This window comes from Amycolatopsis sp. WAC 01375, from assembly GCF_003947325.1.
In the GTDB taxonomy this organism is placed as follows: Bacteria; Actinomycetota; Actinomycetes; order Mycobacteriales; family Pseudonocardiaceae; genus Amycolatopsis.
The window spans coordinates 158008-184952 of the sequence record NZ_QHHW01000037.1; the positions used below are offsets into that span (position 1 = coordinate 158008).

Sequence of the window (26945 nt, forward strand, 5' to 3'; positions counted from 1 at the left end):
AGGGCGAAGACGGATGTTGTCGCTGGTAGCGGCGGTTGTGGTGATCACGGGCGCGGTGACGGGGACCGCGCGGGCCACCCCGGTGGGGCCGGTGGATCTCGGGACGTTGCCCGGCGACGACGAGAGCACGGTCCTGGCGGTCAACGAGGCGGGGGAGATGATCGGCCTGTCGTTGTTCGGCCCGACCCCGAAGCGCAGTCATCCGGTTCGCTGGAGCGCGGACGGTCAGATCATGGCGCTGCCCACACCGGGCGGCACCGAGGGCCAGGTGCGTGACATCAACAGTCTCGGGGTTTCGGCCGGCTACGTGCTGACAGCGACCACCGCCGTGCCGGTTCGCTGGGACGCGGCGGGCCAGGCGACCGCGCTGCAGCTTCCGCCGGGCTACCACAACGCCACCGCGTGGGCGATCAGCGACACCGGCGTCGTCGTCGGCAACTGGCTGACGCCGGACAACCACTATCACGGCTTCCGCTGGGATCCGGATGGCGTGGCCACGGATCTGGGTACGTTGCCCGGCGAGACCTGGAGCATGGCCGAGGGCATCTCCGCCGACGGCACCATCATCGTCGGCAGCGCCGTCCGCTCCGCGGCGAACCAGGCCGTGCGGTGGGTGAACGGAGGGCCGATCACCGAGCTGGCGCCACTGGGCGCGAGCAGCGGGGCGAGCCGGATGAACGAGGACGGGGTCGCCGCTGGAACCATGCGCCAGGCCGGCGGGACGCCGATTCCGGCGAAATGGGACCGGGACGGCGTGGTTCACCCCATGGAATGGCCCAGCCCGCACTCCGTCTGGGTCTACGGGATCAGCTCCACCGGCTACGTGGTCGGTTCCGGCTATCTCAACCCGCCTCGCCGCTCGGCCGTGATCTGGGATCCCGCCGGTGACGTCGCCGTCCTCGCCGACGACGGCCTCGGCGCCGACGCCGAAGCGGTCAACGCGCAGGGCACCGCGGCGGGCACCTTCCAGAGTCAGGCGACGGTCTGGTTCCAGAGCGGGGAACGCAGGCAACTCGGCAAGCTGCCCGGCGGCACCCGCAGCCAGGCCTACCGGATCAGCGACAACGGCCGCGTCGTCGGTGTCGCCGGCACCGCTGCCGGAAAGTCCCACGCGGTTTACTGGACACTCGACTAACGTCTCGGCGATCCCGGTCGCGCCTGCCAAGTTGCTCCTCGGCAGGCGCGACCGGTCAAGACCTCGTCGACCAAGGATGTCGTGTTGAGCAGTACGCCGGATCTCGGTCCGATGCCGCGGCGAGTCGCCGTCGACGTGGCGCAGGTGCGTGGACTGGTCGCCGAGCAGTTCCCTCGGTGGGCCGGGCTCCCGATTCGGGTCGTGGCCGAATCCGGTTGGGACAACGTCACTTTCCGGCTCGGCGAGGAAATGGTGGCGCGCCTGCCGAGTGCGGCCGAGTACGCATTGGCGGTGGACAAGGAACAGCGGTGGCTTCCTGCTCTCGCGCCCAGGCTGCCGCTGCCCATTCCCGTGCCGCTGGCGAAGGGCCTGCCCGGCGCGGACTACCCGTTCCCGTGGTCGGTTTACCGGTGGCTCGACGGCGAACCCGCGAGCGCGGGCCGTATTTCCGACCCTGTCCGGTTCGCTCTCGACCTGGCCGGTTTCCTGGCGGCGTTGCGGAAGGTCGATGCCGCGGAAGGTCCACAGCCGGGCAGGCACAATTGGTTCCGGGGTGCCACCCTGCGCACCTATGACGCGCCTGCCGAGCGCGCACTCACGGCGCTGGACGGCGACATCGACGTCGGCTTGGCCCGCGAGATCTGGCAGACGGCCTTGGACGCTCCTTGGGACGGAGCGGACATTTGGTTCCACGGCGACGTCGCGCCGGGGAACCTGCTGCTCGACGGCGGGGAACTGGCGGCCGTCATCGACTTCGGGACCTGCGGTGTCGGCGACCCGTCCTGCGATATCGCCATTGCCTGGACCTTGCTGAGCGCCGACGGCAGGCAGGCTTTCCGCGAACGGCTTTCGGTCGACGACGCGGCGTGGGCGCGAGGGCGTGGTTGGGCTCTGTGGAAGACGCTGGTCGCCTGCGCGCGGACCAGAGGCCGCGCCGACGAGGAAGCCGCGGACGCGCGGCGCGTTCTGGGCGAGATCTTCTCGGAGCCTTCCGGCATTGAGGGGTAAGGCAAACGTGGCGTATGGGTCACCGCGCTCACCGGTCTGGGAAGGCCTCCTTGCCTGCCCTGAGGGGCCGGTGGCGCTCCTGGTGATGTGAACGGACATCGTCGACTGTCCGGAGGGACTTCTGCCAGGGTCATGAGTGGCGATTCGGCTTACTCGCGGAATGAGTCAAGACTATGAGTGTCCACAAGGGACACCTCCGAGTCGTGAAATGCCTGGTTTATGCCTACGTAGTCGCAAGGATGGGGCTTCACGCGCTGTCGCTGTAGCGCTGAGGCACACGGTGGCGTTCCTGCCCGCCCGTGGCAGCGGGGCCCGCCTCGGCCCGGGCTGATGCGGGCCGGCGTGTAGTGAGGGGCTCCTTCCCTGCTCTCAGGGTAGGGAAGGAGTCCTTCACGGACCTGCGATCCCGACCCGCCCGCCACTTGGTACCTAGCTTCAGTGCTTCCGATGGCCTGGCGTCGAACTCGCATGTCGTGAAGGTGCCCTTTGAGACGATGATCGTCTCAAAGGTGCCCTTCACGACATCTCCACGGACCGGGGCCTGGCACCAACCGCGGCCGGAACCCATGCAGGTACCTAAGACACCTTTGGCTCTAACCGTCATTGCCACTCACGACCCCACGTAAGGTGCCCAAAAAGGACACCGTCGTCGCGGAATGTTCCTTGCGGACCGGTTATGCAACATTGCCAGAACCCTGTCCTCAAGGCGGTGAAGGGGTCCTTCGCTGGCGGCGGGTGATGCGTGGCGAGGCGTGGTCATCGCCCGGTCGCGGATATCGGCGGGCCGGATACAGCCAACCTCCGACCCGACCGCGCCCCTGTTGGCGAGTAACCACCTTCGACGACGTGATGACGGACGTTTTGGACGCGCGGCTGACAGATTCGCGAAGGGCGAATCGATCGCGTGTGACAAAGACATCGAATGGTCTCACGGGCTTTGTGATTTTGCTTGCCTGGCGTGCCCGGCGGGTGTGTTAATTCCCTGTGGCATAACCGTAAACGTGCACATGCGCCCGCTGAAGATGAACCCCGCTGAAGCGGGTGTCATTCGTTTTCGGCGATTTCGGCGAGCGTGGTCTATGTGTTGGAGAGGGACCTGTGAAACACAGAAGACGTAGTCGAAGACTGGCCACTGGGGGCATCGCCGTCGTCAGTACGGCGGCCTTGGTGGCGCTGGGTCTCACGATAGGCTCGGGCACCAGTGCCGCGGCTCCGGGTGAGCTCACCCAGAATTACTCGTGCCCATTTCCGTTGATCGGTGATCAGAACGTTTCGGTCACCATCAAGACCACCCAGCCTTCGACGATCGAGGCCGGGAAATTGACGCCCGCCATCGAGATCACCGCCGTGTCCAACGCGGGCAAAACGGCGACCGAGGGCCTTCGTCTCGTCGGCGCCGAAACCATCAAGGGCACCGCGAAGGCGACCTCGACCGTCACGATGCCCGGCAGCCAGGGCACGATGACGGTGAAGGTCGACTCCGACGTGCCGAACCAGCCCATTCCGCCGGTGGGCAACGACCTCGTCGTCAACGCCACGGGCAGCGCTCCCGCGCTGCGGTTCGACCAGCCGGGCACCGCGTCGCTCGCCGTGACCGGCCTCCAGCTGGTGATGACCCCGCTCAAGGCCGACGGAACCCCGACGGGCCTCGGCACCTTCACCTCGGACTGCGTCCTCGCGCCGGGGCAGGAGACCGTCCTCCAGACCTACACGGTGACCGGTTCGCCGGTCGCCCCGGAAGCCGTTGTCGGCACGGGTAATCACCCGCCGCTGCGGCAGATCTACAGCTGCCCGTTCCCGTTGATCGGCAACCAGGACGTCACGGTCGACGTCAACGCGACGCTGCCCGACACGATCCCGGTGGGCCAGTTCACCCCGAAGATCGACATCACGGCCGTGTCCAACGCGGGCAAAACGGCGACCGAGGGTCTTCGTCTCGTCGGCGCCGAAACCCTCAAGGGCTCCGCGCTGGCCACCTCGCTGGTCTCCAGTCCGCAGGGACATCTCGCGGTCGGCGTGCCGACGGCCATCCCGCTGCAGCCGATTCCGCCGAAGGGCAACGACCTGATCGTCAACGCGAGCGGTTCCGCGCCGGCGTTGCGGTTCGACCAGCCGGGAACGGCGACGCTTTCGGTGCACGATCTGGTGCTGACCATGACGCCGTTGACGGCTTCCGGTGCGGAGACCGGCCTCGGCACGTTCGTCGCGGACTGCACTCCGGCGAACGGTCAGGCCAACGTCCTGCACACCTTCACCGTCACTCCCGCCGCCGACACGGCCGCTCCTTCGGCGCCCGGTGCCGTGACGGTCGGTGAAGTGACTCAGGACAGCGTCGCGTTGTCCTGGGGCGCCGCCACCGACAACGTCGGCGTGGCCGGCTACGACGTCTACGCGGGAGCCGATCTCGTCAAGTCGGTGACCGGCACGTCGGCCACGGTCGACGGCCTGACCCCGGACACGGAGTACGCGTTCACCGTCAAGGCCAAGGACGCGGCGGGCAACGTCTCGCCCGCCACCGCGCCCGCTACCGCCAAGACCGCGAAGGCTCCTGACACACAGGCGCCCACGACACCCGCGAACGTGCACTCGACCGGAACGACCCAAACCAGCGTGACGCTGGCCTGGGACGCTTCGAGCGACAATGTCGGTGTCACCGGCTACGACGTACTGAAGGGCGCCGAGGTCGTCACGTCGGTCACGGAACCTCAGGCCACGATCGACGGTTTGACGGCCGATACCGAGTACGCCTTCACCGTCGTCGCGAAGGACGCCGCCGGTAACGCGTCGCCCGCCAGCGCCGCGGTCACGGCGAAGACGCAGGCCGCGCCCGACACGCAGGCGCCCGGTGTGCCGGGCAACCTGCACGCGACCGGTACCTCGGCCTCCAGCGTCGGCCTGGCGTGGGACGCTTCGAGCGACAACGTCGGCGTTGTCGGTTACGACGTCTACAGCGGCACCACATTGGTGAAGTCGGTGACGGAGGCCAACGCCACGGTCGACGGTCTCACCGCCGACACCGAGTACAGCTTCACTGTCGTCGCGAAGGACGCGGCAGGGAACAAGTCGGAGCCCAGTGCGCCGGTGACCGCTCGGACGGCCACGGTCCCGGACACCGAAGCACCTGGTGTCCCGGCAGGTCTCGCCGCGGCCGAAGTCACCCAGTCCAGCGTCGCGCTGTCCTGGAACGCGTCGAGCGACAATGTGGGCGTTGTCGGTTACGACGTCTACAACGGCACCACGTTGGTGAAGACGGTGGCCGGGACTTCCGCGACCGTGGACGGTCTGGCGCCGGGCACGGAGTATTCCTTCACCGTGGTCGCGAAGGACGCCGCGGGCAACGCGTCGGCTCCCAGCGCCGCGGTCACGGCGAAAACGCAGGCCGCGCCCGACACGCAGGCTCCTGTCGCGCCGGGCAACCCCCGTTCCGCCGGCACCACGCAGACCAGCGTGAGCCTCGAATGGAACGCGGCGACGGACAACGTGGGCGTCACCGGTTACGACGTCTACAACGGCGGCACCTTGGTGAAATCCGTGACCGGGACTTCCGTGACGGTGGACGGTCTCACCTCGAACACGGAGTACTCGTTCACCGTGGTCGCGAAGGACGCGGCGGGCAACATGTCGACCCCCAGCGCCGCCATCACCGTCCGGACGCAGGCCGCGCCCGACACGGAGGTGCCCGGTGCGCCGGCCAATCCGCGTTCCACCGGGACCACGCAGACCAGCGTGAGCCTCGCGTGGGATGCCGCGACCGACAATGTCGGCGTCACCGGTTACGACGTGTACAACGGCAGCACCTTGGTGAAGACCGTGACGGGGACTTCCGCGACCGTGGACGGTCTCGCCTCCGACACGGAGTACTCGTTCACTGTCGTGGCCAAGGACGCCGCGGGGAACAAGTCGGCCGCGTCCTCGCCGGTCACGGCGAAAACCCAGCCGAACACGTCTCCGGTCGTCAAGTACAGCTACGACCTGACCGGCAAAACGCAGCTGAAGAAGCTCGCCGGCCCGATCGACCTGCGTGGCGGTATCAACGCCGCGATCACGCTGGCGAACGGGACCTTCGACGCGGACCTCACGCTGAACCCGACGAGCGCGAACCTCACGCTCTGGGGCTTCGTCCCGGTCAACGCGAAGATCGAGTTCGCGTCGGCGGGCAAGACCACCGGCACGCTGGCGGCCGGGGTGCTCAAGTCGACCTCGGCGGTGACCGTCAAACTGCCGCGGATCAGCATCTTCGGCTTCCCGGTCTCGGCGAGCCCGGCCTGCCAGACGAAGACGCCGGCCCAGATCCCGCTCCAGTCGAAGGCCGGTTTCGACCCGCTGGCCGGTGGCAAGCTCACCGGTTCCTACACCCTGCCGCCGTTGCAGGGCTGCGGGTTCCTCAACGACATCGTCAGCGGTGTCGCCTCCGGTCCTGGCAACACGGTGGAGGTGAACCTCAAGCCGCGCCCGGTCGGCTGATCCCTCGGAAACCCTGATCCGGCCCCGTCGCACCTCGCGGCGGGGCCGGATCCATGACCGGACCACCCTCGCGATTGGTCCGGGTTACTCCGATCGGCCCTGCCGGTGAAGACGGACAGCGAATAAGTTGCCGCTAACAACAAATCCTGCCGTCGATGAAGCCTGTGGGAAGGATCGACATGAAATCTCCGAAGCGGCGTCGCGCGACAATCGCGCTGGTGACCGCGGCAGCTCTCGTGGCACCCGTGCCGGCGAGCGCCGCGCCGCTGGCGGACGCTCCCGGCGCGCCGGGCACCGGGGCGGCCTGGACGACCGGGGGTAAAGAAGGTTTCGGGACCGCCACCGACGCCGCGTCGAAGGTGTGGTTCACCCTCGGCCAGGGCATCAGCCACGAGATCTATTACCCGACCGTGGACGTCGCCAACGTCCAGGATCTGCAGTACGTGGTGTCCGACGGCGCCGGTTTCACCCAGCTCGAACGCGATCACACCACCAAACAGCTGGTGCTCTCCGATCCGCGTTCGCTGAGCTACCGGCAGATCAACACCGCCACCAACGGCCGTTACCGGATCACCAAGACCCACACCGCCGACCCGGCCCGGTCCACCGTGCTGATCCAGACCCGGTTCGAGGTGCTCAGCGGAGGCCCGCTGCAGTTGTACGCGCTGTACAACCCGTCCCTGAACAACAGCGGCATGGGGGACACCGGCGCCACTTCCGGCGGGCAGCTGGTCGCTTCGGACGGGCCGGTGTCCAGCGCCTTGGCCGCTTCCACCGGTTTCGTCAAGGCGACCAGCGGCTACAGCGGGTCGGCGAGCGACGGCTATGTCGACCTGAGCGGTGATCACGTCCTCGGCACGCAGTACGACTCGGCCTCCACGCCGGGGAACCTGGTGCAACTGGGGCAGATTCCCGTGGGCACCGACACCACCTTCACCCTCGCGGTCGGTTTCGGAGGCGATCGCGGCGCCGCGTCGGCGAACGCGTCCGCCTCTCTCACGGGTGGTTTCGCGGCGGCGGAAACCGCGTACCGGTCCGGCTGGAACGGCTATCTGGCTTCGCTGGCCGCGGTGCCCCGTTCGATCACCGGAGCCGGCTTGACCACGCAGTACAACGTCGCGCTCATGACCCTCAAGGCCCACGAGGACAAGACATATCCGGGAGCGAACGTCGCGTCGCTCACCAATCCGTGGGGTGAGGCTAAGGACGCGAACACCACCGGGGACTGCGGATACCACGCCGTCTGGTCCCGCGATCTCTACCAGGTTTCGACCGCGCAGATCGCGGCGGGCGATTCGGCGGCGGCCAACCGTTCGGTCGACTATCTGTTCACCGTGCAGCAACGGCCGGACGGCTCGTTCCCGCAGAACACCCGGCTCGACGGCACCAACTGCTGGACCAGTCTGCAGATGGACGAGGTCGCCTTCCCGATCGTGCTCGCGTGGCAACTGGGCCGGTTCGACGCGGGGATGTGGGCGAAGGTGAAGAAGTCCGCGGACTTCCTCGTCGCACGCGGCCCGTCCACCCCGCAGGAACGCTGGGAGGAGAACGGCGGCTACTCGCCCTCCACCATCGCCGCGGAGATCGCCGGGCTGATCTGCGCCGCCGACATCGCCCAACGGAACGGGGACACCGCCGGCGCCGCTCGGTACCGCGAAACCGCCGACCGGTGGCAGTCGCAGGTCAGCGCCTGGACGTTCACCAAGTCCGGGCCGCTCGGTGACGGCTGGTACTTCCACCGCATCGACGGCAACGGGAATCCCGACGACGGCCAGAACATCTTCCTGCAGAACGGGGGCGGCAACCACGACGAGCGCTCCATCATCGATGCCGGCTTCCTGGACCTCGTGCGCCTTGGCGTGAAACCGGCGGCGGATCCGGACGTCGCCGCCTCGCTACCCGAGGTGGACTCGACGCTCAAGGTGAACACCCCGAACGGTCCGATGTGGTACCGGTACAACCACGACGGGTACGGCGAAACCGCTTCCGGCGGGCCCTACACCGGTGCCGGTGTCGGACGGCTGTGGCCATTGCTCACCGGTGAACGCGGCGAGTACGAACTGGCCAACGGCCGCCAGGCGACAACGCATCTCGCCGCCATGGCCGCCGCGGCGAACCCCGGCTATCTGATCCCCGAACAGGTCTGGGACCGGCCGAGCACGGGTGGCTTCACCTTCGGCGAAGGCACCGGCGGGGCGACGCCACTGGCCTGGTCGATGGCGCAATTCGTCCGGCTGGCGCACTCGATCGACGCGGGTGCCCCGGTCGAGACACCGTCGGTGGTCAAGCAGCGGTACAGCGCCGCTTGCACCGGTGTGTCGGCGAAGTTCACGGTGAACGCCACCACTTCATGGGGCCAGAACATCTTCGTCGTCGGCGACCGCGCGGAACTCGGTGCGTGGAATCCGGCGAACGCCGTCCCGATGGCCTCGGCCGACTATCCTTTGTGGACGGCGAATGTCACGCTGCCGAAGGATGCCGCCTTCCAGTACAAGTACATCCGCAAGGAAGGCGGCAACATCGTCTGGGAATCAGGGGCGAATCGTGCCGGTACCGCTTCGGGTGGCTGCACGCTGGCGCTGAACGACACCTGGCGGCCCTGACCCTCTCGGTCACTCGGGCGCTCAGCGTCTCCAAGGTGACATCGGAGACGCTGAGCGGTTCCCCTCTTTACCCTTCGGCAGGGTCGGGCTCGTTGGGTGGGAGCATCTTCACGCAGTCCGCGGGGGACTCGATCTCCTCGTCGGCGGCGTCGGCCACCTGCTCGAAGTTCTTCACGAAACTCCGGTAGATCCCGTCGTTGTCCAAGATCCGGATGACGTTCTCGTCGTTCTCGTGCAAGGACGGGTTGTTGAAGTTCTGGCTGCCGGTGAAGACCACCTTGGTGCCCGGCTTGAGATAGTCGCCCTCGATCATCATGTTCTTCTCATGGATGCCGTGCTCGTTCCCGGCTTTGAAGCCGCGAAGCCGCACTCGATCCGGCTGCCCCTTCATCAGCGTTTCACAGGCGCCCGCGGTCATCCGCAAAGCGACGATGTCCACGGTGCAACCCAGGGCTGCCAGGAACCGCAGCCGTTCGATGATCTTCATCCGGGTGAGTGACCATACCCCGATGCGGATCTTGCTCTTCTCCGACAAGCAGCCGACCTCCTTCAAGGAGTTCTCGACGGTGTCGTTCCCCTCGTCCTTGAGCCTCGGGTAGAAGTAGCTCTTGGTGTTCCCGGTGACGACGGGCGGGTTGGCTTCGTAGTAGTCGGGGTTCGCCGTTGCCCCCTCCGCGACCTTGCGCAAGTCGGTGAAGTAGTCGTTGTACCTGGCGAACAGGCCGGCGTTCCCGACGTCGGTGTAATAGCTGTTCCAGCCACCCTTGCCGCCCGTCGTGTTCTCGCTGAAGTTGGCCGATCCGGTCGCGACCACGGCCGCCGCGCCCAGCGTTCGCTCGAACAGGAAGAACTTGTTGTGCATCGCGTTCCCGCCGTTGCACCCTCGGCCGTCCGCGCAGCTCTTCGCCCACGATTTCTTGTCGCCGGTCTTCTTCAGCCGGTTCTTCAGGTCCTGGTAGTTCGGATGACCCGTCGCCCGCCCGTTGACCAGGACCTGGACATGGACGCCACGTTCCGCCGCTTCCGCGAGCGCGTCCGTGATCGGCTCGTCCCGCAGAAGGAACTGCGCGGTCCTGATGGTCGAGTTCGCGGGTGCGCCATCGATCAGCTTTCGCAGGTGCTCGACGATTTGCCCGCCGCCCGGAGTGTTGAAGTCCGCTCTGGTCGTCAGTTGTGGCGGCGCGGACGCGGCGGCGGCCGGGACGCCTGCCGCGCCCGTCATCAGCAGCGCGGCCGCCAGCGCGCCGATCCGTTTCCCGTGCGGTTTCATGTCGATTCCTCCCCTGTATTGCCTCCGGGGCCACGCTGCTCAGCGCGACGTGTCCAGGCAAGCGAAAACGCCAGGAACGAGACGGTGGGATGAAATCCGGCCTCTGACCTGCGATGACGTCGGAGCCGGGAGATGTGATCACGTGAACCCACGGCGATGGGAGGCGGGCGGTGGGACACTGTTCTCCGTTCAGGGGCTCCCGGCAGGCGGCTGAATCGGGAGACCGGCACGGCACGCGGAGGGGGCTCAGCGGTATGGCGAGCGAGGCGGTTGCCGCGCTGACGGCACTTCTCAGCGAGCGGAAACAGCAAAGCGGGCTCAGCTACGAACTGCTCGGACGCAAGGTGCACCTGAGCCGGTCGACGGTGCACCGCTATTGCACCGGGCGAAGTGTTCCCACGACGTTCGCGCCGATCGAGGCGATCGCGACCGCGTGCGGGGCGGACCGGGAGGAACTCGCGAAGCTGTACCGACTGTGGGAGCGCGCGGACCTGGGCGACGCCGCCATCCCGGACGTCGTCGTCCGGCACACCGACGCGCCGTCGGACACGCGGACGTCGCCCGGGCGCAGGCGGCCACTGGCGAACCTCGCGCTCGTCGCGGTCCTCGGGGTCGTCCTGCTCGCCGGGGGCGCCATGGCCACCCCGACCGATCGGCAGGCACCCGCCACGATCCAGGCGTCGATGTGGACGAACGCGCCACGCACCATCGATCCGGAATTCGTCGGGGTGACGGCGAATTCGAACACCGGGCGGATGCCGTCCTTCGAGGTCGGGTCCGTCCGGTTGTGGAACACGCGCACCCGGTGGCAGAACCTGGAGCCGACTCGCGGCCGGTACGACTGGAACACGCTCGAACGGCTCGTGACCGGCGCCCGCGGCGCAGGACTCCCGGTGACCCTGACCTTCGGCGGCACCCCGTCGTGGGCGAGCCCGAACAGCCCGAAATCGGTCTACACCGACGACTCTCGCTCCGGCCCGCCCGACGACCTCGCGGATTGGGAGCGTTTCGTGCGCACCGTCGTCGAGCAGTACCGCGGCCGGATCGACGCCTACGAGTTGTGGGACATGGCCAATCACCAAGACTTCTTCAGCGGTTCGACGGCGCAACTGGTGGAGATGACCCGCCGGGCGAGCCAGGTGATCAAATCCGTCGACCCGGCCGTGACCGTGGTGTGCCCGTCGATGGGCGAGCTCTGGGATCCCGTGGCGTTCGACAAATTGCGGCAGTTCGCCAAGCTCGGCGGTTACGACCATTGCGACGCCGGCGCGGTGAAGCTGGCTCCCCGCAACGACTCCGACCCGCCGGAGACGATGCTGCCACTGGCGAACGAGATCGAGAAGGCACTGCACGAGGCCGGTGCCGGCATCAGGCTCTGGAGCACCGGCTCGGCGTACGACGTGAACAGGCAGCGGCCCGTGGACGCCGATCGCGGCGCGCAGCACGCGGTCCGGTTCTTCCTGTCCGGGCTTTACGCGCAATACCGCCGCATGTACTTCTACAACTGGGGCAGCGCCAAGATCCCCATCGTGTTGCAGCCCGTCGGCGGCCCGCACACGAAGGCGGCCCGCCACGTGGAGCGCCTGCACCGGTGGCTGGCGGGCAGCCGGATCCATTCCTGCGGGCAAGGTCGCACGGCCGGGCTGCCCGATCACCTGTGGCAGTGCCGGTTCGATCAGGGCGGCCGGACGTTCCTGATCTGGTGGACCATCGACCGGTCCGCGCGGATCCCGGCGGCCCACGGCACCACCTCGGTCGAACAACTCGACGGGACGAGCGCGCCGGTCACACCCGGTGCCGACGTCACCGTCACCGGGAGCCCGGTCCTGCTCAGGCTCGCTTGAGAGCAGTGCGTCGGACACCGCGACGTAGATGTGGCCGGACGCGAATCACGGGAAATCTCCGCTTGCTCCACGTACTTACCTGCTCGAGCCAGCACGAAAACCGCCGGATCGCGAACACTCGACCGGCCTTGAGCTCCTGGCATCGACCCTCAAGGCAGGCAACGAGGCATTCACGGACCGACTAACGCCGCTGGATCCATACGCCACCTGCCTTCCGCCGCGAGTCGTTCGTCTGAACACGTGTGCCGTCCGTCCGATCACGCGATAACGCCACCCGCGCCGACTGGACGTCCGAGACATGACGACACCTACGTGAATACCGGACAAAACGGCGAATTCCGCACCGAGAGCGCCACTCCGTGTACTCCATTCCAGTGATGTGACATTTCGCGGCAACCTGTCAAACTTCAGCTACGTCGAAGGGGTACTTCCGGAGCAACAGGGGGACGGATGGGGCAGGGGTTCTCAGTCGAGCCGGCCGCGGTGCGCGCGCTCGGAGACCTGGTCCTGCGGGCGGGGGCGGGCGTCGACACCTATCGCCAGTGGTTCGACCGCCTGGTCGGCGCCGGAGCCGGATTCGACACCGAAAGCGGCGAGGGCTTTTTCGCCGCCGCCTGGCCGAAACTGGACGAGTGGCAGCGCACGGCGCTGAGCCAGACGCGGTTCGCGGCCGATCTCGCCGCGGGCGGCGGACACGAACTGCGCTGTGTGGCGCACTGGTACGGCGTGGTGGACGCGCGGGCGGCGGAATTGCTGGACCGGCTCAACCCGGAGCCCGACGCCGCACGGGTCCCCGCGGACGAGGTGCGTGACCCGGCCGGTGCCGCGGCGTTCCGCGACGCCCTCCCGGTGGGTTACGGCGGGCCCGATCCGGCGGCCGTCGCCGACCCGGCCTGGTGGCCGGTGAAAGCCCAGGCGGAGCGCGAGAAACTGCTCGATCTCGGCGGATCCCTCGGCGACGTCGCCGAGGTGATCAAGATGCTCACCGGTTCCGACAAGGACTTCATCACCATGATCGCCGACCTGCTCGTCGGTGACTGGACCGTGCTGCAGCGGCAGGCGGTGCTCTACAACGACGCCGCGCTCGGTCTGGAGAACACCGCGGTCAACATCGACCAGGGCCGGTTCGGGATCCAGGGCGCGTGGGAGGGAGAGGGCGCCGACCGGGCCAAGAACTGGCTGGTCGACTACCGTTCCAGTCTGCTGCAGCTGGCTCGGTACTTCCGTGGCGCGAGCCTGGCGATCCAGGCGCTGGCGAAGCTCGCCTACCACCTGATGCAGGAGATCCGGCACGGCTACAGCTCGGCGATCGACATCGCGCTGCTGATCCTCACCAAGGGCAAGAAACTCGGCCTGGAAAAGGGATGCGCGTCGTGGAGGTGATCAGCGAAGCGCTGTCCCAGCTCGGCCGTCGAGGCAAGCTCGTCGAAGTCGTGAAGGAAGGCGAGATGCTGGACATCATCCATCTCGTGCTGTCCTTCAACGAGATCGTCGGGATCATCCAGACGCTGATCAGCGCCGCGTACGGGCTGGCGCACATGTTCGCGGGGGAGAAGGCCCTCGACGAGGTGCTGGAAACCACCATCGCGATGGGCGATCCGCCGCAGTGGCCGGAGGGCTACGAGCACCGGGACGCCGAATGCCCGGCCAAGCGCAAGCGGGTGCTGCTGTGACGGGAGAACGCGCGATCCACGATCCGTTCGACTCCGCCGAGGGGGACCGGGCACGGCAGACGGTCATGCGGCTGCTGGCGGCGACCGGCGGCGCCGCCGGGGACTTCGCGGGCGAGGTCGTCGCCGGTCGACGGCAACCGTACGAATTGCTGGCGCACGGCCCGGTGCTGGACGAGTTCGTCCAGGAGGCGCGAGGCTGGTGGCAGGTCATCGACGCGCTGCCCGCCGAGGATCGCCGACGGCTGGCAGCGGAAGCCTGGACGTCCTTGGAACGGCAGGTCGGCGAACTGGCCACTATGGACGTCGACGCCGTCGTCGCCGAACTCGAGCAGCTTTCCGCGGTGGCACCGGATCCACCCGCGCCGAGCCGTCCGCCTCGCGACGACGAGGACGACGATTGGTCCGAGAGGTCTTATCTGGAGCCACTCTGACAAAGGACCGTGCCCTTTCGTGCAAGGAACACTGTCCCTTCGCACAGAGCTTTCTCGCGGGCGGGAGCCCGATGGCATCGTGGCCGCGTGAACTCCCCGGCCCCGACGGATGGCGAGCGTTTTCCGTTACGTGCCAACGTCGAAGGCCGGGTGACGATGGTCAAGCGGAAGCGGCGTGCCCGAATACGGGACGTCTCGAAGGGGTGACGGATGAACTTCCAGGTCGTACCGGCGGAAATCGGGAAACACGCGGCGAACGTCGACGGGATCGCCGAGCGGCTGGGCACCGTGCTGGCGGCGGCGAACACCGCGGCCATGTCCGACGAGGCCTACGGTCTGATCTGCGCGTTCGTCCCGCCGTTCATCAATCCGGCGGAGGAGAAGACGATCGACTCGATCAAGGCCGCGATCGACGGCGTCCGGGCGACCGCCGCCAACCTGCGCACCGCCGAACAGTCCTACACCGGGCAGGACGCCGCGGGCGTCGACATGTTCAAACAGTACGAGGCCGTGATCCCGGCGACTCCGATGGAGAAGGCCGCGCGATGACCAACCCCCTTGTCGCCACACCGAAGGATTCCACCACCGCGGTGTCCGGCGTTCCCCTGCTCGAATCCGCGACCGAACTCAAGGCGTCCATCGAAAGCGGTGACTGGGCGTCCGTCGCGGTCGGCGCGGTCGGCACCGCCATGGACGCGGTGTCCGCCGCCCTCGACCCGTTCGGCACCATCCTCGCCGCCGGGGTCGGCTGGCTGATGGAGCACGTCGGACCGTTGAAGGAAGCGCTCGACGCGCTCGCCGGAGACCCGGACGAGATCGCGGCGCACGCCGAGACCTGGCAGAACGTCGCCGAGGAACTCGGCACGCTCAGCGCCGACCTCGACGCGATGGTCGTCGCCGAAACCGCGAACTGGGCCGGTGACGCCGGTGACGCCTACCGCACCAGGGGAGCGGATGTCGCGGCCCTGATCGGTGCCTGTCAGCAGGCCGCCGGCGGCGCGTCCTCCGGCACCCGGATCGGCGGTGAGGTGGTCACCGCGGTCCGCACCCTGGTCCGCGACACCATCGCCGAACTGATCGGCAGGCTGATCAGCTGGGCGCTGCAGGTGCTGGCGACGCTCGGCCTCGGCATGACCTGGGTGCTGCCGCAGGTCACCGCCGCCATCGCGAAGACCGCTTCCAAGATCGCCACCGTCGTCACCAAGCTGGTCAAGGCGATGAGCGCGCTCGCGCCGCTGATGAAGAAGGCGAAGAACATCTTCGCCGAAGCGGAAAAGGCGCTCCGTAAGATCGACACCGGCAAGACCGGACCGGCCGGGAAACCCCGCGGCCCGAAACCGGGCGGCGAGTACAGCGGCACCCGCGGTGGAGGCGGTGGAGGCAAGGGGAAGAAGCCCCAGCCCCAGCCCCAGCCGCAACCCGATCTTTCGCCGAACCTCGGGAAGTTCGACGAGCTCACCCAGGCGCAGAAAGACGCCGCGCTCAAGATGAAACGGTGGATCCTCGACCACAAGGACAGCGGCCAGTTCGGTGCCTGGCACAACAGCGTGGACAACGACAAGCTCAACTCGCTCGGCTTGGGGAACAAGCCCACCCCCGGCCCCGGCTCGACCTGGGGCGGCAGGATCTACGGGAACCACGGTCAGGCAGGCGGCAAAGTCGGGAACGAAGGCAGGCTTCCGCACAACGGCAAGGTGAGCGGCAGCAACAAGCCCGCTGATCAACCGTTCGGTCCGGACGGTAAGCCCACGAAACCGTACGACGGCAACTACTACGAATTCGACGTTCACCCGACACCGAAGTACGAGAACAAGAAACCCATCAGGGACGCTGACGAGTACACGGACTTCAACGGGAAGCCGTTGCCGGACAACCAGAGGCCGAAGCCGGACCGCATCGTCAAGGACGACAACGACAAGTTCTATTACGCGCCGGGTCACTACGACAAGTTCTACGAGGTCCCTTGATTTCCGCCGAGTGAAGGGCCCCGGCGAATCTCGCATACCTTCTGGTCGAGTGGATCGTGACTGGCGATTCGGCTAGGGCAAAGGTGTCGCGCCGTCGAGCGACCTGACCGCCGGGCGAGCAACGTTCACCGGTCCGTGAAGGCCTCCTTGAGGGACCCAGAGTCCCTTAAGGAGGCCTTCACGGACCGACCACCCGACACGACACTTGGAGCCGCACCGAGCGTCAGTGACACTCGGTGGTGAAGCAGGCGCGGATCGTGGTGCCCTGCGGGCCGGTGTGGACGCGCACGAGGTCGGACAGATGGTTGACCAGCAGGAGCCCGCGGCCGCGTAGCTGGCCGGGGGAGGCGGGCCGCCGTCCGGCCAGCGGGTCGGTCAGGCGGCCGGTGTCGTGGACCTCGCAGACCAGCCCGTCCGCCTCGGACCAGATGCTGAGCCGTCCCTGCCCGCCGCCGTGGTCCACGCTGTTGGCCAGGAGTTCGGCGACCACGAGCTGGACGTCCGCCACTTGATCGTCGGTGAGGCCGGCACGCTGGGCCTGATCACGGGCCACGGCGCGAGCGTGGGCCAGGGACGCGGCCTCGCCGGTGACGGCGTCGAGGATGCTGTACCCGGCCGTCTCGGTCAGGGCCGGTTCGGGCAGCGGGGTGTTGTACCCGGTGATGATGCGGTCGGGGTCGTAGCGGGTGCTGGCGCGCTCTCCGGTGGAGTCGATCAGGACCGGGTGGGTGGCTTCGGCGTCGGACAGGGCGCGGGCGTCGAGGCGGGTGACGTCGTAGGGGCAGAGAATGGTGACTTCGCGGCCGGTGAACGCGTGGTTGATCAGCGCCTCGTGTTGGGCGCACGCCGGGTACTCCAGCTCGGACCGTTCGGCCCAGATGGGCTCGCCGATGATGCGGACCCGCCGGGTGGTGTGGTCGTCGGCGAAGGCACGGAGAACGCCGGGGATGATCCGGCCCGGGTTGCGGCCTTCCTCGGTCATGTCCAGCAGTCGTACCCGCTCGGCGTCCTGGCCCAAGGCGGTCCGCAACAGTTCGAGATTGGGGCCGGGCACCGAGACCGCGACCGGCTCGCCGCTCTCCAAACCCTGCTGGATGAACGGGACAGTGCCCGCCAGGTAGTCGTCCGGCCCCTGGTAGAACAGCGCCGGGTGGACGAACGGGTCGGTGCCCGTCGCTGTCGTGGTCGCCTTCACCTTGACCGGGTACCCCCGTTCAGGAGGTTGACGCACGGCGCGCCACCGGCATGTCCCAACCCTGCTCCCACACTGACCCCGTACTGCAGACTTCTCCGTACCCAGTCTAGTCGCGGCGATACCGGGGCACGTCCGCCCTCGGCTACGGGAGCAGTCCCAATCACTACGTGCCCTCACTTATTGCGCACAAGCTGGCGACCACTGCGGTCCGGGGTGATGCTTGCCAGCCGGGGTCGTTCACGCTGAAGTAAGGGGCGCCGTGGTGGAACTGTCCTGGGTGGAACGGGAGATCGCCAAGCCGTTCGCCTTCGTCGTGGTCGAAGGCGAACCCGGTTCCGGTAAGACGGAGCTCCTCCGCCGGGTGGCGCGTTCCTCGGCTGCTCAGGAGCGGACAGTGATCGAGCTCCGTTGCGTGCGGGTGCCCGATCCGACGCCGCTCGCACCGCTGCTCGACGCGCTGGGAGCCGCCGCGGACAGGTGGACGGGGATGGCCGGTCGGCTGTCGCCGCTCGCCGGGGTCCTGCACCCCTTGCTCCCCGAACTCGGCGCCTTACTGCCGGAGCCGATCGGCTCCGATCGCCACCTGGTGCACCGTGCGCTCCGCGAACTGCTGACCTTGCCGGAGCGCACCGTCCTGATCGTCGACGACGCGGACGAGGCCGACGAGGAGACCCAGGACTTCCTCCGCCTGCTGGCGGCCCGGCCGTCCGAACGGCTGGCCGTCGTGACCGCCTCCGCCCTCCGGCTGCAGCAACGGATCCTGCGCGATGTCTGGTGGCCTCCCCGTTCCGGGGTGACGGCGCGATGCACCCTGAAGCCGCTGCGGATCGCGGACGTCGTGGCGAAGACCGGTTCGCGCGAGCTCGCCGAGCGGGTCCATCGCCGGACCGGCGGGGTGGCCGCCGCGGTCACCGCGGTCCTGGAGGCGATCTCCGGACTCGACGCGCAGGCCGCCGTGAAGCTCTCGGAGAAGGTCGTCCCCGCCGCCTGGGCGGCGGACCTCGCCGCGAGGTTCGCGGTGCTGGAGCGAGGCGCCGCGGCGGTCGTGGCGGCCGCGGTGATCCTCGGCAGGCCGGCGGGCGGCATGGCGCTCGCCGCCGTGGCGGGCTCGGACGGCGCCGGAATCGTCGACGACCTGCTCCAGGCGATGGCCGCGGGGTTCCTGCGTGACCTCGGGAACGATCGTTACGCGGTGCGCAGTCCGCTGGTGGCGGACGCGGTCCGCGCCGCCGTCCCGGGCCCGCGGCGGTCTCAGTTGCACTCCGGCGCCGCGCGGCTGCTTGCCTGTTCGGACGAGCCGGAACCGCGGAGGGTCGCGTACCACCACCGGGAGGCCGGTGAGCTCGACGAGTGGGCGCGGTATGTCTCGGAATCCGTGGACCAGGCGGCGGCCGAGGGCAGGCCGGACGAAGCCGTGCGGTTGCTCGAGGCCGCGCTCGGGGACTCCGCTCTCTCTAGGGCACGCAGGGAGAACTTCGCCGTCCGGCTCAGCCGGGAGACCGCATACGGACTGATCGGCGAATCCACGCTGCGGCTGCTGCGCACGGCGGCGCACGACTGGCCGATGAGCAAGGCCGCTCGCGGCGAGATCCGGATCAACCTCGGCCGGGTCCTGATCAACCAGGTCGGGCAGGTCGACGCGGGCCGTTCCGAGATCGAGCTGGCCATCGCGGATCTCGACGGGCGGCGTGCGCTCCTCGCCCGCGGGCTGATCACCTTGGCGCTTCCGCACATCGGGCCGGTGCCGGTCGAGGAGAACCTACGCTGGCTGGACCAGGCCGAACAGGCCAGCAAAGGCACCCGCGACGTCGAACTGATCGCCGCGGTCACCGCGAACCGGGTGTCCGGCCGGATGCAGGTAGCCGATCCCGGGGTCTGGCAGGACGTCGGCGCGCTTCCGGCCTCGCCCCGGTCCGCCGAGGTTCGCAGGCAGGTCAGCCGGACCTACATCAACCTCGCCGACGCGGCCGCCTGGAACGGGTACTACCCGGTGGCGAGGACGTATCTCGCCACCGCCCGTCGGCTGGTCCACGACGAGGAACAGCCCTATCTGGAAGCGCTCGCGGCGGGGACGGACCTCCGGCTCGACGTCGCGATGGGCATCTGGCCGGAGGTGGAGGCCGAGGTCCTCGGTCTGGTGGGCCGCGTCGGCCAGGACAGTTCGCTCGCCGCGGAACCCTTGCTCGCGCTGGCTTGGTACCAGCTGGGCAACGGACGTCGCAAAGAGGCGTCACGGAACTTCGACACCGCCTTCGCGCTCGCGGCCGGGAACGTGCCGCAGCGGGCGTCGGCGTTCGCGGGGCGGGTGGCCATCCTCCTCGCGGCCAAGGAACTTCCCGCCGCCGCGCGGCTCGCGGAGAGCGGACTCGAGAGCGTGCGCCGAAAGAACAACTGGGTCTGGGCGGCCGAACTCCTCCCGCCCGCCGTCCGGGTTCTCGTCGACAGAGGGGAGACCGACGCGGCGGAACGCCTGGTCGCCGAGTATCAGGAGGGGATCGCCGGACGGGACGCGCCGCTCGCCCATGCGGCGGCTCTCTTCTGCCGGGGGCTGCTCGCCAGGGCCCGGCCCGCCGACGCGGTCGAATTGTTCAGCCAGGCGGCGTTGTCCTATCAGGCTTTGCCGCGCCCCCATGCCGCCGCCGGTGCGAGCGAACTCGCCGGTGAGTGTTATGCCGAACTCGGCGACCACCGGAAACTGCTGGGCGCGTTGACCTCGGCCGAAACCATCTACCGTTCCCTGAAGTCGGTCGCCGACGCGCAGCGATGCCGCCGGATCCTGGCGCGCCACGATCCCACCACTCCGTCGCGTGGTCGCCGTGGCTACGGGCAGGCCCTGTCTCCGCGCGAACTCGAAGTGGCGCGTCTGGCCGCGCAGAATCTCAGTAACCGCGAGATCGCGGAACGGCTTTTCCTGTCCGCGCGAACGGTCGAGGTCCATATCAGCCGGGCGTTGAACAAGCTCGATCTGCCTTCGCGGGCGGTGCTCAGCGAGCATTTGTCTCGCTTATGAACCAGTGAACGACTCCGATTTGGCCTCGTCACGTATTTTTTCTTTGATGAGGTCACTTATTTAATGGGCTTACGGCACTGATTATAGAGACTTTGACATTTAATTGAGTAGTCCGCCGAACGTGATACTTATTGTTCTCGCCTTCCGGATAACTCACTGTTGTCACCACGTCTCCGGTGTTGATTCCCCACTTTCAGGAGTGACTAGATGCGTGAAAGTCTCCGCCAAGGAAGGGCTGTGGTCATTGCCTGCCTGGCACTCGCCCTCGGCTTACCGGCAGTACCCGCCCTTGCCTCGCCTGCCGGGCCCATTGTCCAGGCGTGGCCGCCGGACGCGATTCCAGGTTCCTATCTCGTCACTTTGAAGACCGGGCCGTCGCCCGCCGCCGAGGCTCGGTCGCTGGCGGCGGAATACGGCGGGCAGGTCACCCGCACCTACGACGCCGCGCTGCGCGGTTTCGCGGGCCGGATGACCGAAGCTCAGGCTCGGCGGCTGGCCGCGGATCCGGCCGTCGCCTCGGTCGAACCGGACGGCCTCGCGCACGCGACCGAGACCCAGAACGATCCCACCTGGGGTCTCGACCGAGTCGACCAGAAGGATCTTCCGCTCGACAAGAAGTACGACTACGCCAACAAAGGCGACGGTGCCACGGTCTACGTGCTCGACACGGGGACGGACTACCGGCAGTCCGAGTTCGGCGGGCGCGCGAGCAGCGGTTACGACTTCGTCGACAACGACAGTGACGCCTCGGACTGCCACGGCCACGGTACGCACGTCGCCGGAACCGTCGGCAGCACGACCTACGGTGTCGCGAAAGGCGTGAAGATCGTGGCCGTCCGCGTGCTCGGCTGCAATTCCAGCGCGCCGTGGTCGACTGTTGTGTCCGGTATCGACTGGGTCACCAAGAACGCCAAGAAGCCGGCGGTGCTCACGATGAGCATCGGCGGCGGCGCGACGTCCACTGTGGACCAGGCAGTCCAGGGCGCGGTCCGGGCCGGGATCACCGTCACGGTCGCGGCCGGCAACGAGGGGCAGGACGCCTGCAACGTTTCGCCTGCCCGGACCCCGGAAGCGGTCACGGTCGCCGCGAGCGACATCCAGGACAAGCGGTCGATCTTCAACTCCTCGCAGTCGTCGAACTACGGGACCTGCACCGATCTGTTCGGACCGGGCAGCAACATCACCTCGACCCGCAACGGCGGCGGCACACAGCAGATGAGCGGCACGTCGATGGCCACCCCGCACGTCGCCGGCGCGGCCGCGCTCTACCTGACCGCCAACCCATCGGCCACCCCGGAGCAGGTCACCAAGGTGCTGCTCGACAACGCCACCCCCGGCAAGATCTCCGACCCGAAGGGGTCGCCGAACAAGCTGCTGTACACCGGTTTCCTCGGCGGAGGTACGCCGTCCTGCGCGGGCGGCACCAGCACCGACGACGTCGCCGTCCCGGACGCCGGTGAAGCGGTGGGCAGCACCGTGACCATCGGTTCTTGCGACGCGAAGGGAACCTCCGGCACTTCGGTGGCCGTGGCGATCAAACACCCGTACACGGGCGATCTGAAGATCGACCTCGTCACGCCGAGCGGCAAGGTCGTCAACCTCAAGCAGGCGGGTGGCGAAAGCACCGTCGACCTTTCGAAGACCTACACCGTCGACACCTCGGGTGAGAACCGTTCCGGCGACTGGAAGCTGCGTGTCCAGGACGTCTACCGGTTCGATACCGGCGTGCTCGACAGCTTCGGCCTGACCTTCTGATTTCCTCCCTGCTGAAAGGAATACCGTGAAAAGGAAAAGAGCCCTCGGACTGCTGGCACTGGGTGTGGCGGCCCTGTCGATCCCCGTGGCCGGCGGAACCGCCGGGGCGGCGCCCCAGCCGACCGCGTCGGCGATCGCCCCCACCGGTGACGTCCAGGTTCCCGGCGGTGCCCATGCCCTGGGGATCGGCGGCGTGCCCGCTTCGGTGAAGGACTATCCCTTCGCCATCGCGGCCCTCCGTGAGGGCGGCTCGCGGCCCAAGGGGCAGAGCTGCAGCGGGTCCGTCGTGGCGCCCCGCAAGGTGATGGTCGCGGCGCACTGCAAGGAACTGGCAGGCGAGAAGTCCGTCCTCTATGGACTGGACGATCTGGTGAGCACCGGCGGCACCCAGCTCAAGGCCGTCGACTACCAGCTGCACCCGAAGTTCACCCAGCCCTGGAACGGCTACGACGTCGCGATCATCACCACCGACGGCGACATCCCCGTCCCCGCCGGCGGCTACGCGAAGGTCGCCACCTCCGCCGACACCGGCCTCGAGGCGCCGGGCAAGGACGGTTTCAGCCTGGGCTACGGCAAGAAGAGCTACAACGACAGCCCCGCCGACGTCACTTTGCAGAAGCTGACGCTGCCGATCGTCCCCGCGAACCAGTGCACCGGGGTGGAGAACGGCGTGGACCCGGCGACGATGATCTGCGCCGGGTATTCCGACGGCCGCAAGACCGTGCTTCCCGGCGACAGCGGTGGCCCGTTCGTCGTCAACGGTGTCGTCGTCGGCATCACGTCGTGGAGCCGGAGCGACTTCCGGTGGTACAGCGTTTACAGCCGCCTGAACAACGAAATGGGCGACTGGGTCAAGCAGCAGATCGGCGAGGTGCCCAGCACCGACAAGTTCACCCTCGCCGCCTCGCCGGGTTCGGTGAAGGTCGACCCCGGCAAGTATGTCTCGACGTCGATCACGAGCAAGCCGGGCAAGAACGGCGCCGAGGACGTCGCGCTGACCGCGTCCGGGCTGCCCGACGGTGCCAAGGCGACCTTCCAGCCGTCGTCCATCAAGTCCGGAGACACCGCGAAGCTGACGATCGAGACCGCGGCGGGCACACCGGAACGGGACTACACGATCACCGTGTCCGGCAAGGGAACGACCGACACCGTGACCACCACGCTGACGCTGACCGTCGGCAAGGGCGGCACCGAACCGGGCGATCTCAAGGTGACGCTCAACCCCGCCTCGGGCAGCACACGCTCCGGTTCACTGGTCAGTACGACGGTCTCCGCGACCGGCGGCAGCGGCTCCATCACTCTGTCCGCGTCCGGTTCGGGCCTGCCGATCGCGCCGTTCTTCACCCCGCAGACCATTTCCAGCGGCGGCAGCTCGACGATGCAGATCTTCGCACCGTTCCAGGCGGGAACCTATCCGATCACCGTGACGGCGAAGGACGGCTCCGGCAAGACTTCGACCGCCACGTACACGCTCACCGTCCAGTGACCGTACTCATCACCGAGGTGACAATCCATGCGTAAATTACTGCTGACTCTGGGCGCGTTGACCCCCTTACTGGCGTTGGGCATCGGAAACGCCGTCGCAGCCGAAGCCGAAGGTGTCGTGGTGCAGGCGAAACAGCACTACGGCGACCAGTACATCGTGGTACTGAAGGACGGCCTCGTGACCGCGCAGGCGGCGTCGGTCTCGCTGACCGAACGCTTCGGCGGCGAGGTGCGGTCCACCTGGTCCGCGGCCCTGAACGGCTTCTCGGTCAAGAAGATGACCGAGCAGCAGGCTCGGCGGCTCGCGGCGGACCCGTCGGTCAAGGCCGTCTACCAGGACGGCACCGCCCGCGGCACCGACACGCAGGCCAACCCGACATGGGGTCTGGACCGCGTCGACCAGAAGGCCCTGCCGCTGGACAAGAAGTACACCTACAACAACAGCGGTGAGGGCGTCACCGCGTACGACCTCGATACCGGGATCAACCCCGACAACCCGGAGTACGAAGGCCGGGCCAGCATCGGCAAGGACTTCATGGGTGGTGACGGAAAGGACTGCGCGGGCCACGGCAGTCACACCGCCGGCACCATCGCCAGCAAGACCTATGGAGTCGCGAAGAAGGTCAAGATCGTCGGGCTTCGAGTGCTCGGCTGCAACAACAGCGGACCGGATTCGGGCATCATCGACGCCGTCGACTGGGTGACGGCCAACGCTAAGAAGCCGGCCGTGGCGAACATGAGCCTCACCATGGACGCGCCCGGTGTGGGTGACGACGCGCTCAAGAAGTCGATCGCGTCGGGCGTCGTCTACGGCGTCGCGTCCGGCAACGCGTCGACCGACGCCTGCAACACCAGCCCCGCGCGGGTGCCGGAAGCCATCACGGTGAACGCCACGGACTCCAGCGACAACCGGTCGTCGTTCTCGAACTACGGTTCGTGCACGGACATCTTCGCGCCGGGCTCCAACATCACGTCGCTGAGCCCGAGCAACGGCGGGACCGCGGTCATGAACGGCACCTCCATGGCGACGCCGCATGTCGTCGGCGCGGCCGCGCTCTACCTGGCGGCCAACCCGTCGGCGACGCCGAAGCAGGTGCGGGACGCACTGGTCGGCAACGCGTCCGACGGCGTCGTCAAGAATCCCGGCAGCGGCTCGCTGAACAAACTGCTGAACGTGTCGTTCATCGGTGGCGGCGGCCCGGCGCCGACGTGCGGCGCGAAGTCGAACACCACCCCGGTGGCGATTCCGGACGCCGGTGCCGCGGTGACGAGCTCGATCACCCAGGAAGGATGTGACGGGAGGGCGTCCTCGACGCTGCCGGTCAAGGTGGACATCAGCCACACCTACTCCGCAGACCTGGCGCTGGACCTGATCGGGCCCAGCGGCAAGACCTACCGCCTCAAGAACTCGGGCGGCACGGGCAGTGCTTCGGGAGTGCACGAGACCTACACGGTCGACGCCTCCGGCGAGAACGCCAACGGGACCTGGAAGCTGAGCGCCCAGGACGTCTACAGGTTCGACACGGGTTCGATCGACGGATTCACCCTCACGTTCTGACCAGGGTGGGGTGAGAGAGGTGCGCCCAATGTGGCATTGGGGACGCTCAGCGCCACCAATGCCACATTGGGCGCACCGGAGAGACCATGATCGCCTCATGGGGGAGTCGGCTTGAGCGTGTTGTGAAAGCCACTTTCGCGACCTTCAAGGTTGCGAAAGTGGCTTTCACAACACGGGTGACCGGTCAGCCGGCCTTCCGCGTACTCGGCGTCCTAAGTAGACAGCAAGCTTCTTTGCATACCCCCTGGGGGTAATGCTACGGTGACGGCACGGCGGCGAACGGATCGCCGCGAGATCGAGTTGCCGAACCGAAGGAAGAGCTGATGAGCACCACTGTGTACACGGTCAAGGGCATGACCTGCTCGGGTTGTATGACCAAGGTGACGACGGCGGTGAACGGCGTCGCCGGGGTCAGTGACGTCGATGCCGACATCGCCACCGGGGAGGTGACCGTCGTGAGCGATCAGCCGCTCGACGCGCGATTGGTGCGGTCCGCGGTCGAAAAGGCGGGCTATGAGGTGGTCGGCTGACGTCGATGGCCGAGGAGAACGTGGCTGAGCCGGCTGTCGTCGTCAAAGTCGTGAACAACGGGCCGTATCAGGTGAAAGGGCCCGTCCGGCTGGTCGACCACGACAACAACGAATACGAGATCGGCGGGCGTACTCAACTGCTGTGCCGGTGCGGACATTCGGCGAAGAAGCCGTTCTGTGACGGCGCCCATGTCCGGGTCGGGTTCAAGGGCGATTAGCGAGCGGGCGGGTGACATGAAACGTCACCCGCCCGCTCGCTGCGTTGAACCTTAGGAGCGGACCAGGCGCGCGATCGCTTCGGAGGCTTCGCGGATCTTCCGGTCCGCCTCGGCGCCGCCCTTCGCCGCGGCGTCGACAACGCAGCTTGCCATGTGCTGATCGAGGAGTTCGAGGGAGAACGACTTCAGTGCCCGGGTCGCCGCGGAGACCTGAGTGAGGACATCGATGCAGTACTTGTCCTCTTCGACCATTTTCTGCAGTCCGCGGATCTGCCCCTCGATGCGCCGAAGGCGCTTGAGCTGGCTTTCCGTGCCGGCGCCGTGACCAACCACGCTCACTCCTCGAGTCCGGAATCCGTCAACGCCCCAATCATGCCCGCTGAAGGGTGGCCCGCGCTGCCGGGTGAGCGGGGTGACGACGTCCGAAGCGCCCCGTGACATACGCCACGGGGGTATGCTGGTTGCCCTACCCCCCTAGGGTATGTAGAGTCGGTTTCAGGAGGACGAGAGATGCACGGATACACGCAAGGCAAAGACGAATACCTGACCCGGCTACGGCGGATCGAAGGGCAGATCCGGGGCCTGCAGCGGATGGTCGAGGAGGACAAGTACTGCATCGACATCCTCACGCAGGTGTCCGCGGCCACCAAGGCGTTGCAGTCGGTGTCGCTGGGGCTGATGGACGAACACCTCAAGCACTGCGTGTCCGACGCCATCGCCAAGGGCGGCGCCGAAGCCGACGAGAAGATCCAGGAGGCGAGCGACGTCATCGCCCGCCTCGTCCGTTCCTGAAGCAGTG

20 protein-coding genes are annotated in these 26945 nt (G+C 67.7%); 17 read left to right on the plus strand and 3 right to left on the minus strand.

The genetic code is table 11. From position 1 onward, the window contains the following. Positions 1 to 13 precede the first annotated feature (13 nt). The 4 genes from DL991_RS26670 (at position 14) to DL991_RS26685 (ending at position 9210) form a co-directional block, all read left to right on the plus strand. Positions 14 to 1135 (plus strand): HAF repeat-containing protein, encoded by a 1122-nt coding sequence (locus DL991_RS26670; RefSeq protein WP_125787089.1) that lies wholly within the window; start codon positions 14 to 16, stop codon positions 1133 to 1135. Between the two features lie 111 nt (positions 1136 to 1246). After that, positions 1247 to 2143 carry an aminoglycoside phosphotransferase family protein gene (locus tag DL991_RS26675; RefSeq protein WP_125787199.1) on the plus strand — a complete coding sequence of 299 codons (897 nt, stop codon included), beginning with the start codon at positions 1247 to 1249 and terminating at the stop codon, positions 2141 to 2143. A gap of 1167 nt (positions 2144 to 3310) precedes the next feature. Then, positions 3311 to 6607, plus strand: a complete 3297-nt coding sequence (locus DL991_RS26680; protein ID WP_125787200.1) for a fibronectin type III domain-containing protein — start codon at positions 3311 to 3313, stop codon at positions 6605 to 6607. A gap of 179 nt (positions 6608 to 6786) precedes the next feature. Then, a complete protein-coding gene (locus tag DL991_RS26685) occupies positions 6787 to 9210 on the plus strand; it encodes a glucan 1,4-alpha-glucosidase (RefSeq protein WP_125787090.1) in 2424 nt (807 codons plus the stop codon). A gap of 67 nt (positions 9211 to 9277) precedes the next feature. Here DL991_RS26685 and DL991_RS26690 read toward each other — a convergent pair whose 3' ends face one another. Beyond that, complete coding sequence (locus tag DL991_RS26690) at positions 9278 to 10480, minus strand: phosphatidylserine/phosphatidylglycerophosphate/cardiolipin synthase family protein (protein WP_125787091.1); 1203 nt, start codon at positions 10478 to 10480, stop codon at positions 9278 to 9280. Positions 10481 to 10734: 254 nt separating this feature from the next. Here DL991_RS26690 and DL991_RS26695 point away from each other — a divergent pair, with 254 nt between their 5' ends. From DL991_RS26695 to DL991_RS44025, 6 genes are all read left to right on the plus strand, one after another. Then, entirely contained in the window at positions 10735 to 12324 is a 1590-nt protein-coding gene (locus DL991_RS26695; protein WP_125787092.1) for a helix-turn-helix domain-containing protein, read from the plus strand. 450 nt (positions 12325 to 12774) lie between these two features. Next, a complete protein-coding gene (locus tag DL991_RS26700; protein ID WP_233598997.1) occupies positions 12775 to 13707 on the plus strand; it encodes a hypothetical protein in 933 nt (310 codons plus the stop codon). Beyond that, positions 13689 to 13997 (plus strand): hypothetical protein, encoded by a 309-nt coding sequence (locus DL991_RS43460; RefSeq protein WP_233598998.1) that lies wholly within the window; start codon positions 13689 to 13691, stop codon positions 13995 to 13997. Before DL991_RS26700 ends, DL991_RS43460 begins: the two co-directional genes overlap by 19 nt. Continuing rightward, a complete protein-coding gene (locus DL991_RS26705; RefSeq protein WP_233598999.1) occupies positions 13994 to 14428 on the plus strand; it encodes a hypothetical protein in 435 nt (144 codons plus the stop codon). Before DL991_RS43460 ends, DL991_RS26705 begins: the two co-directional genes overlap by 4 nt. Before the next feature lie 210 nt (positions 14429 to 14638). Next, complete coding sequence (locus DL991_RS26710; protein ID WP_125787093.1) at positions 14639 to 14977, plus strand: type VII secretion target; 339 nt, start codon at positions 14639 to 14641, stop codon at positions 14975 to 14977. Next, the gene (locus tag DL991_RS44025; protein ID WP_158634451.1) at positions 14974 to 16395 is read left to right on the plus strand and encodes a hypothetical protein; all 1422 of its coding nucleotides are present in this window, start codon (positions 14974 to 14976) and stop codon (positions 16393 to 16395) included. Before DL991_RS26710 ends, DL991_RS44025 begins: the two co-directional genes overlap by 4 nt. A 223-nt stretch (positions 16396 to 16618) precedes the next feature. Here the strand turns inward: DL991_RS44025 and DL991_RS26720 are convergent, their stop codons facing one another. After that, the gene (locus DL991_RS26720; RefSeq protein ID WP_125787202.1) at positions 16619 to 17590 is read right to left on the minus strand and encodes a sensor histidine kinase; all 972 of its coding nucleotides are present in this window, start codon (positions 17588 to 17590) and stop codon (positions 16619 to 16621) included. A gap of 259 nt (positions 17591 to 17849) precedes the next feature. Here DL991_RS26720 and DL991_RS26725 point away from each other — a divergent pair, with 259 nt between their 5' ends. The 6 genes from DL991_RS26725 to DL991_RS26750 all read left to right on the plus strand — a co-directional run bounded on the left by DL991_RS26725 (position 17850) and on the right by DL991_RS26750 (position 26146). Next, complete coding sequence (locus DL991_RS26725; RefSeq protein ID WP_125787094.1) at positions 17850 to 20600, plus strand: LuxR family transcriptional regulator; 2751 nt, start codon at positions 17850 to 17852, stop codon at positions 20598 to 20600. 207 nt (positions 20601 to 20807) lie between these two features. Then, a complete protein-coding gene (locus DL991_RS26730) occupies positions 20808 to 22355 on the plus strand; it encodes a S8 family peptidase (RefSeq protein ID WP_125787095.1) in 1548 nt (515 codons plus the stop codon). Positions 22356 to 22380: 25 nt separating this feature from the next. Then, positions 22381 to 23841, plus strand: a complete 1461-nt coding sequence (locus DL991_RS26735; RefSeq protein ID WP_125787096.1) for a trypsin-like serine protease — start codon at positions 22381 to 22383, stop codon at positions 23839 to 23841. 27 nt (positions 23842 to 23868) lie between these two features. After that, entirely contained in the window at positions 23869 to 25398 is a 1530-nt protein-coding gene (locus DL991_RS26740; RefSeq protein ID WP_125787097.1) for a S8 family peptidase, read from the plus strand. 323 nt (positions 25399 to 25721) lie between these two features. Then, complete coding sequence (locus DL991_RS26745) at positions 25722 to 25928, plus strand: heavy-metal-associated domain-containing protein (RefSeq protein ID WP_125787098.1); 207 nt, start codon at positions 25722 to 25724, stop codon at positions 25926 to 25928. Between the two features lie 20 nt (positions 25929 to 25948). Further along, complete coding sequence (locus tag DL991_RS26750) at positions 25949 to 26146, plus strand: CDGSH iron-sulfur domain-containing protein (protein ID WP_233599001.1); 198 nt, start codon at positions 25949 to 25951, stop codon at positions 26144 to 26146. A gap of 51 nt (positions 26147 to 26197) precedes the next feature. Here the strand turns inward: DL991_RS26750 and DL991_RS26755 are convergent, their stop codons facing one another. Next, on the minus strand, positions 26198 to 26479 hold the full coding sequence (locus DL991_RS26755; RefSeq protein ID WP_125787100.1) for a metal-sensitive transcriptional regulator: 282 nt from the start codon (positions 26477 to 26479) through the stop codon (positions 26198 to 26200). Between the two features lie 177 nt (positions 26480 to 26656). Here DL991_RS26755 and DL991_RS26760 point away from each other — a divergent pair, with 177 nt between their 5' ends. After that, complete coding sequence (locus DL991_RS26760) at positions 26657 to 26938, plus strand: metal-sensitive transcriptional regulator (RefSeq protein ID WP_125787101.1); 282 nt, start codon at positions 26657 to 26659, stop codon at positions 26936 to 26938. Positions 26939 to 26945: the final 7 nt, after the last annotated feature.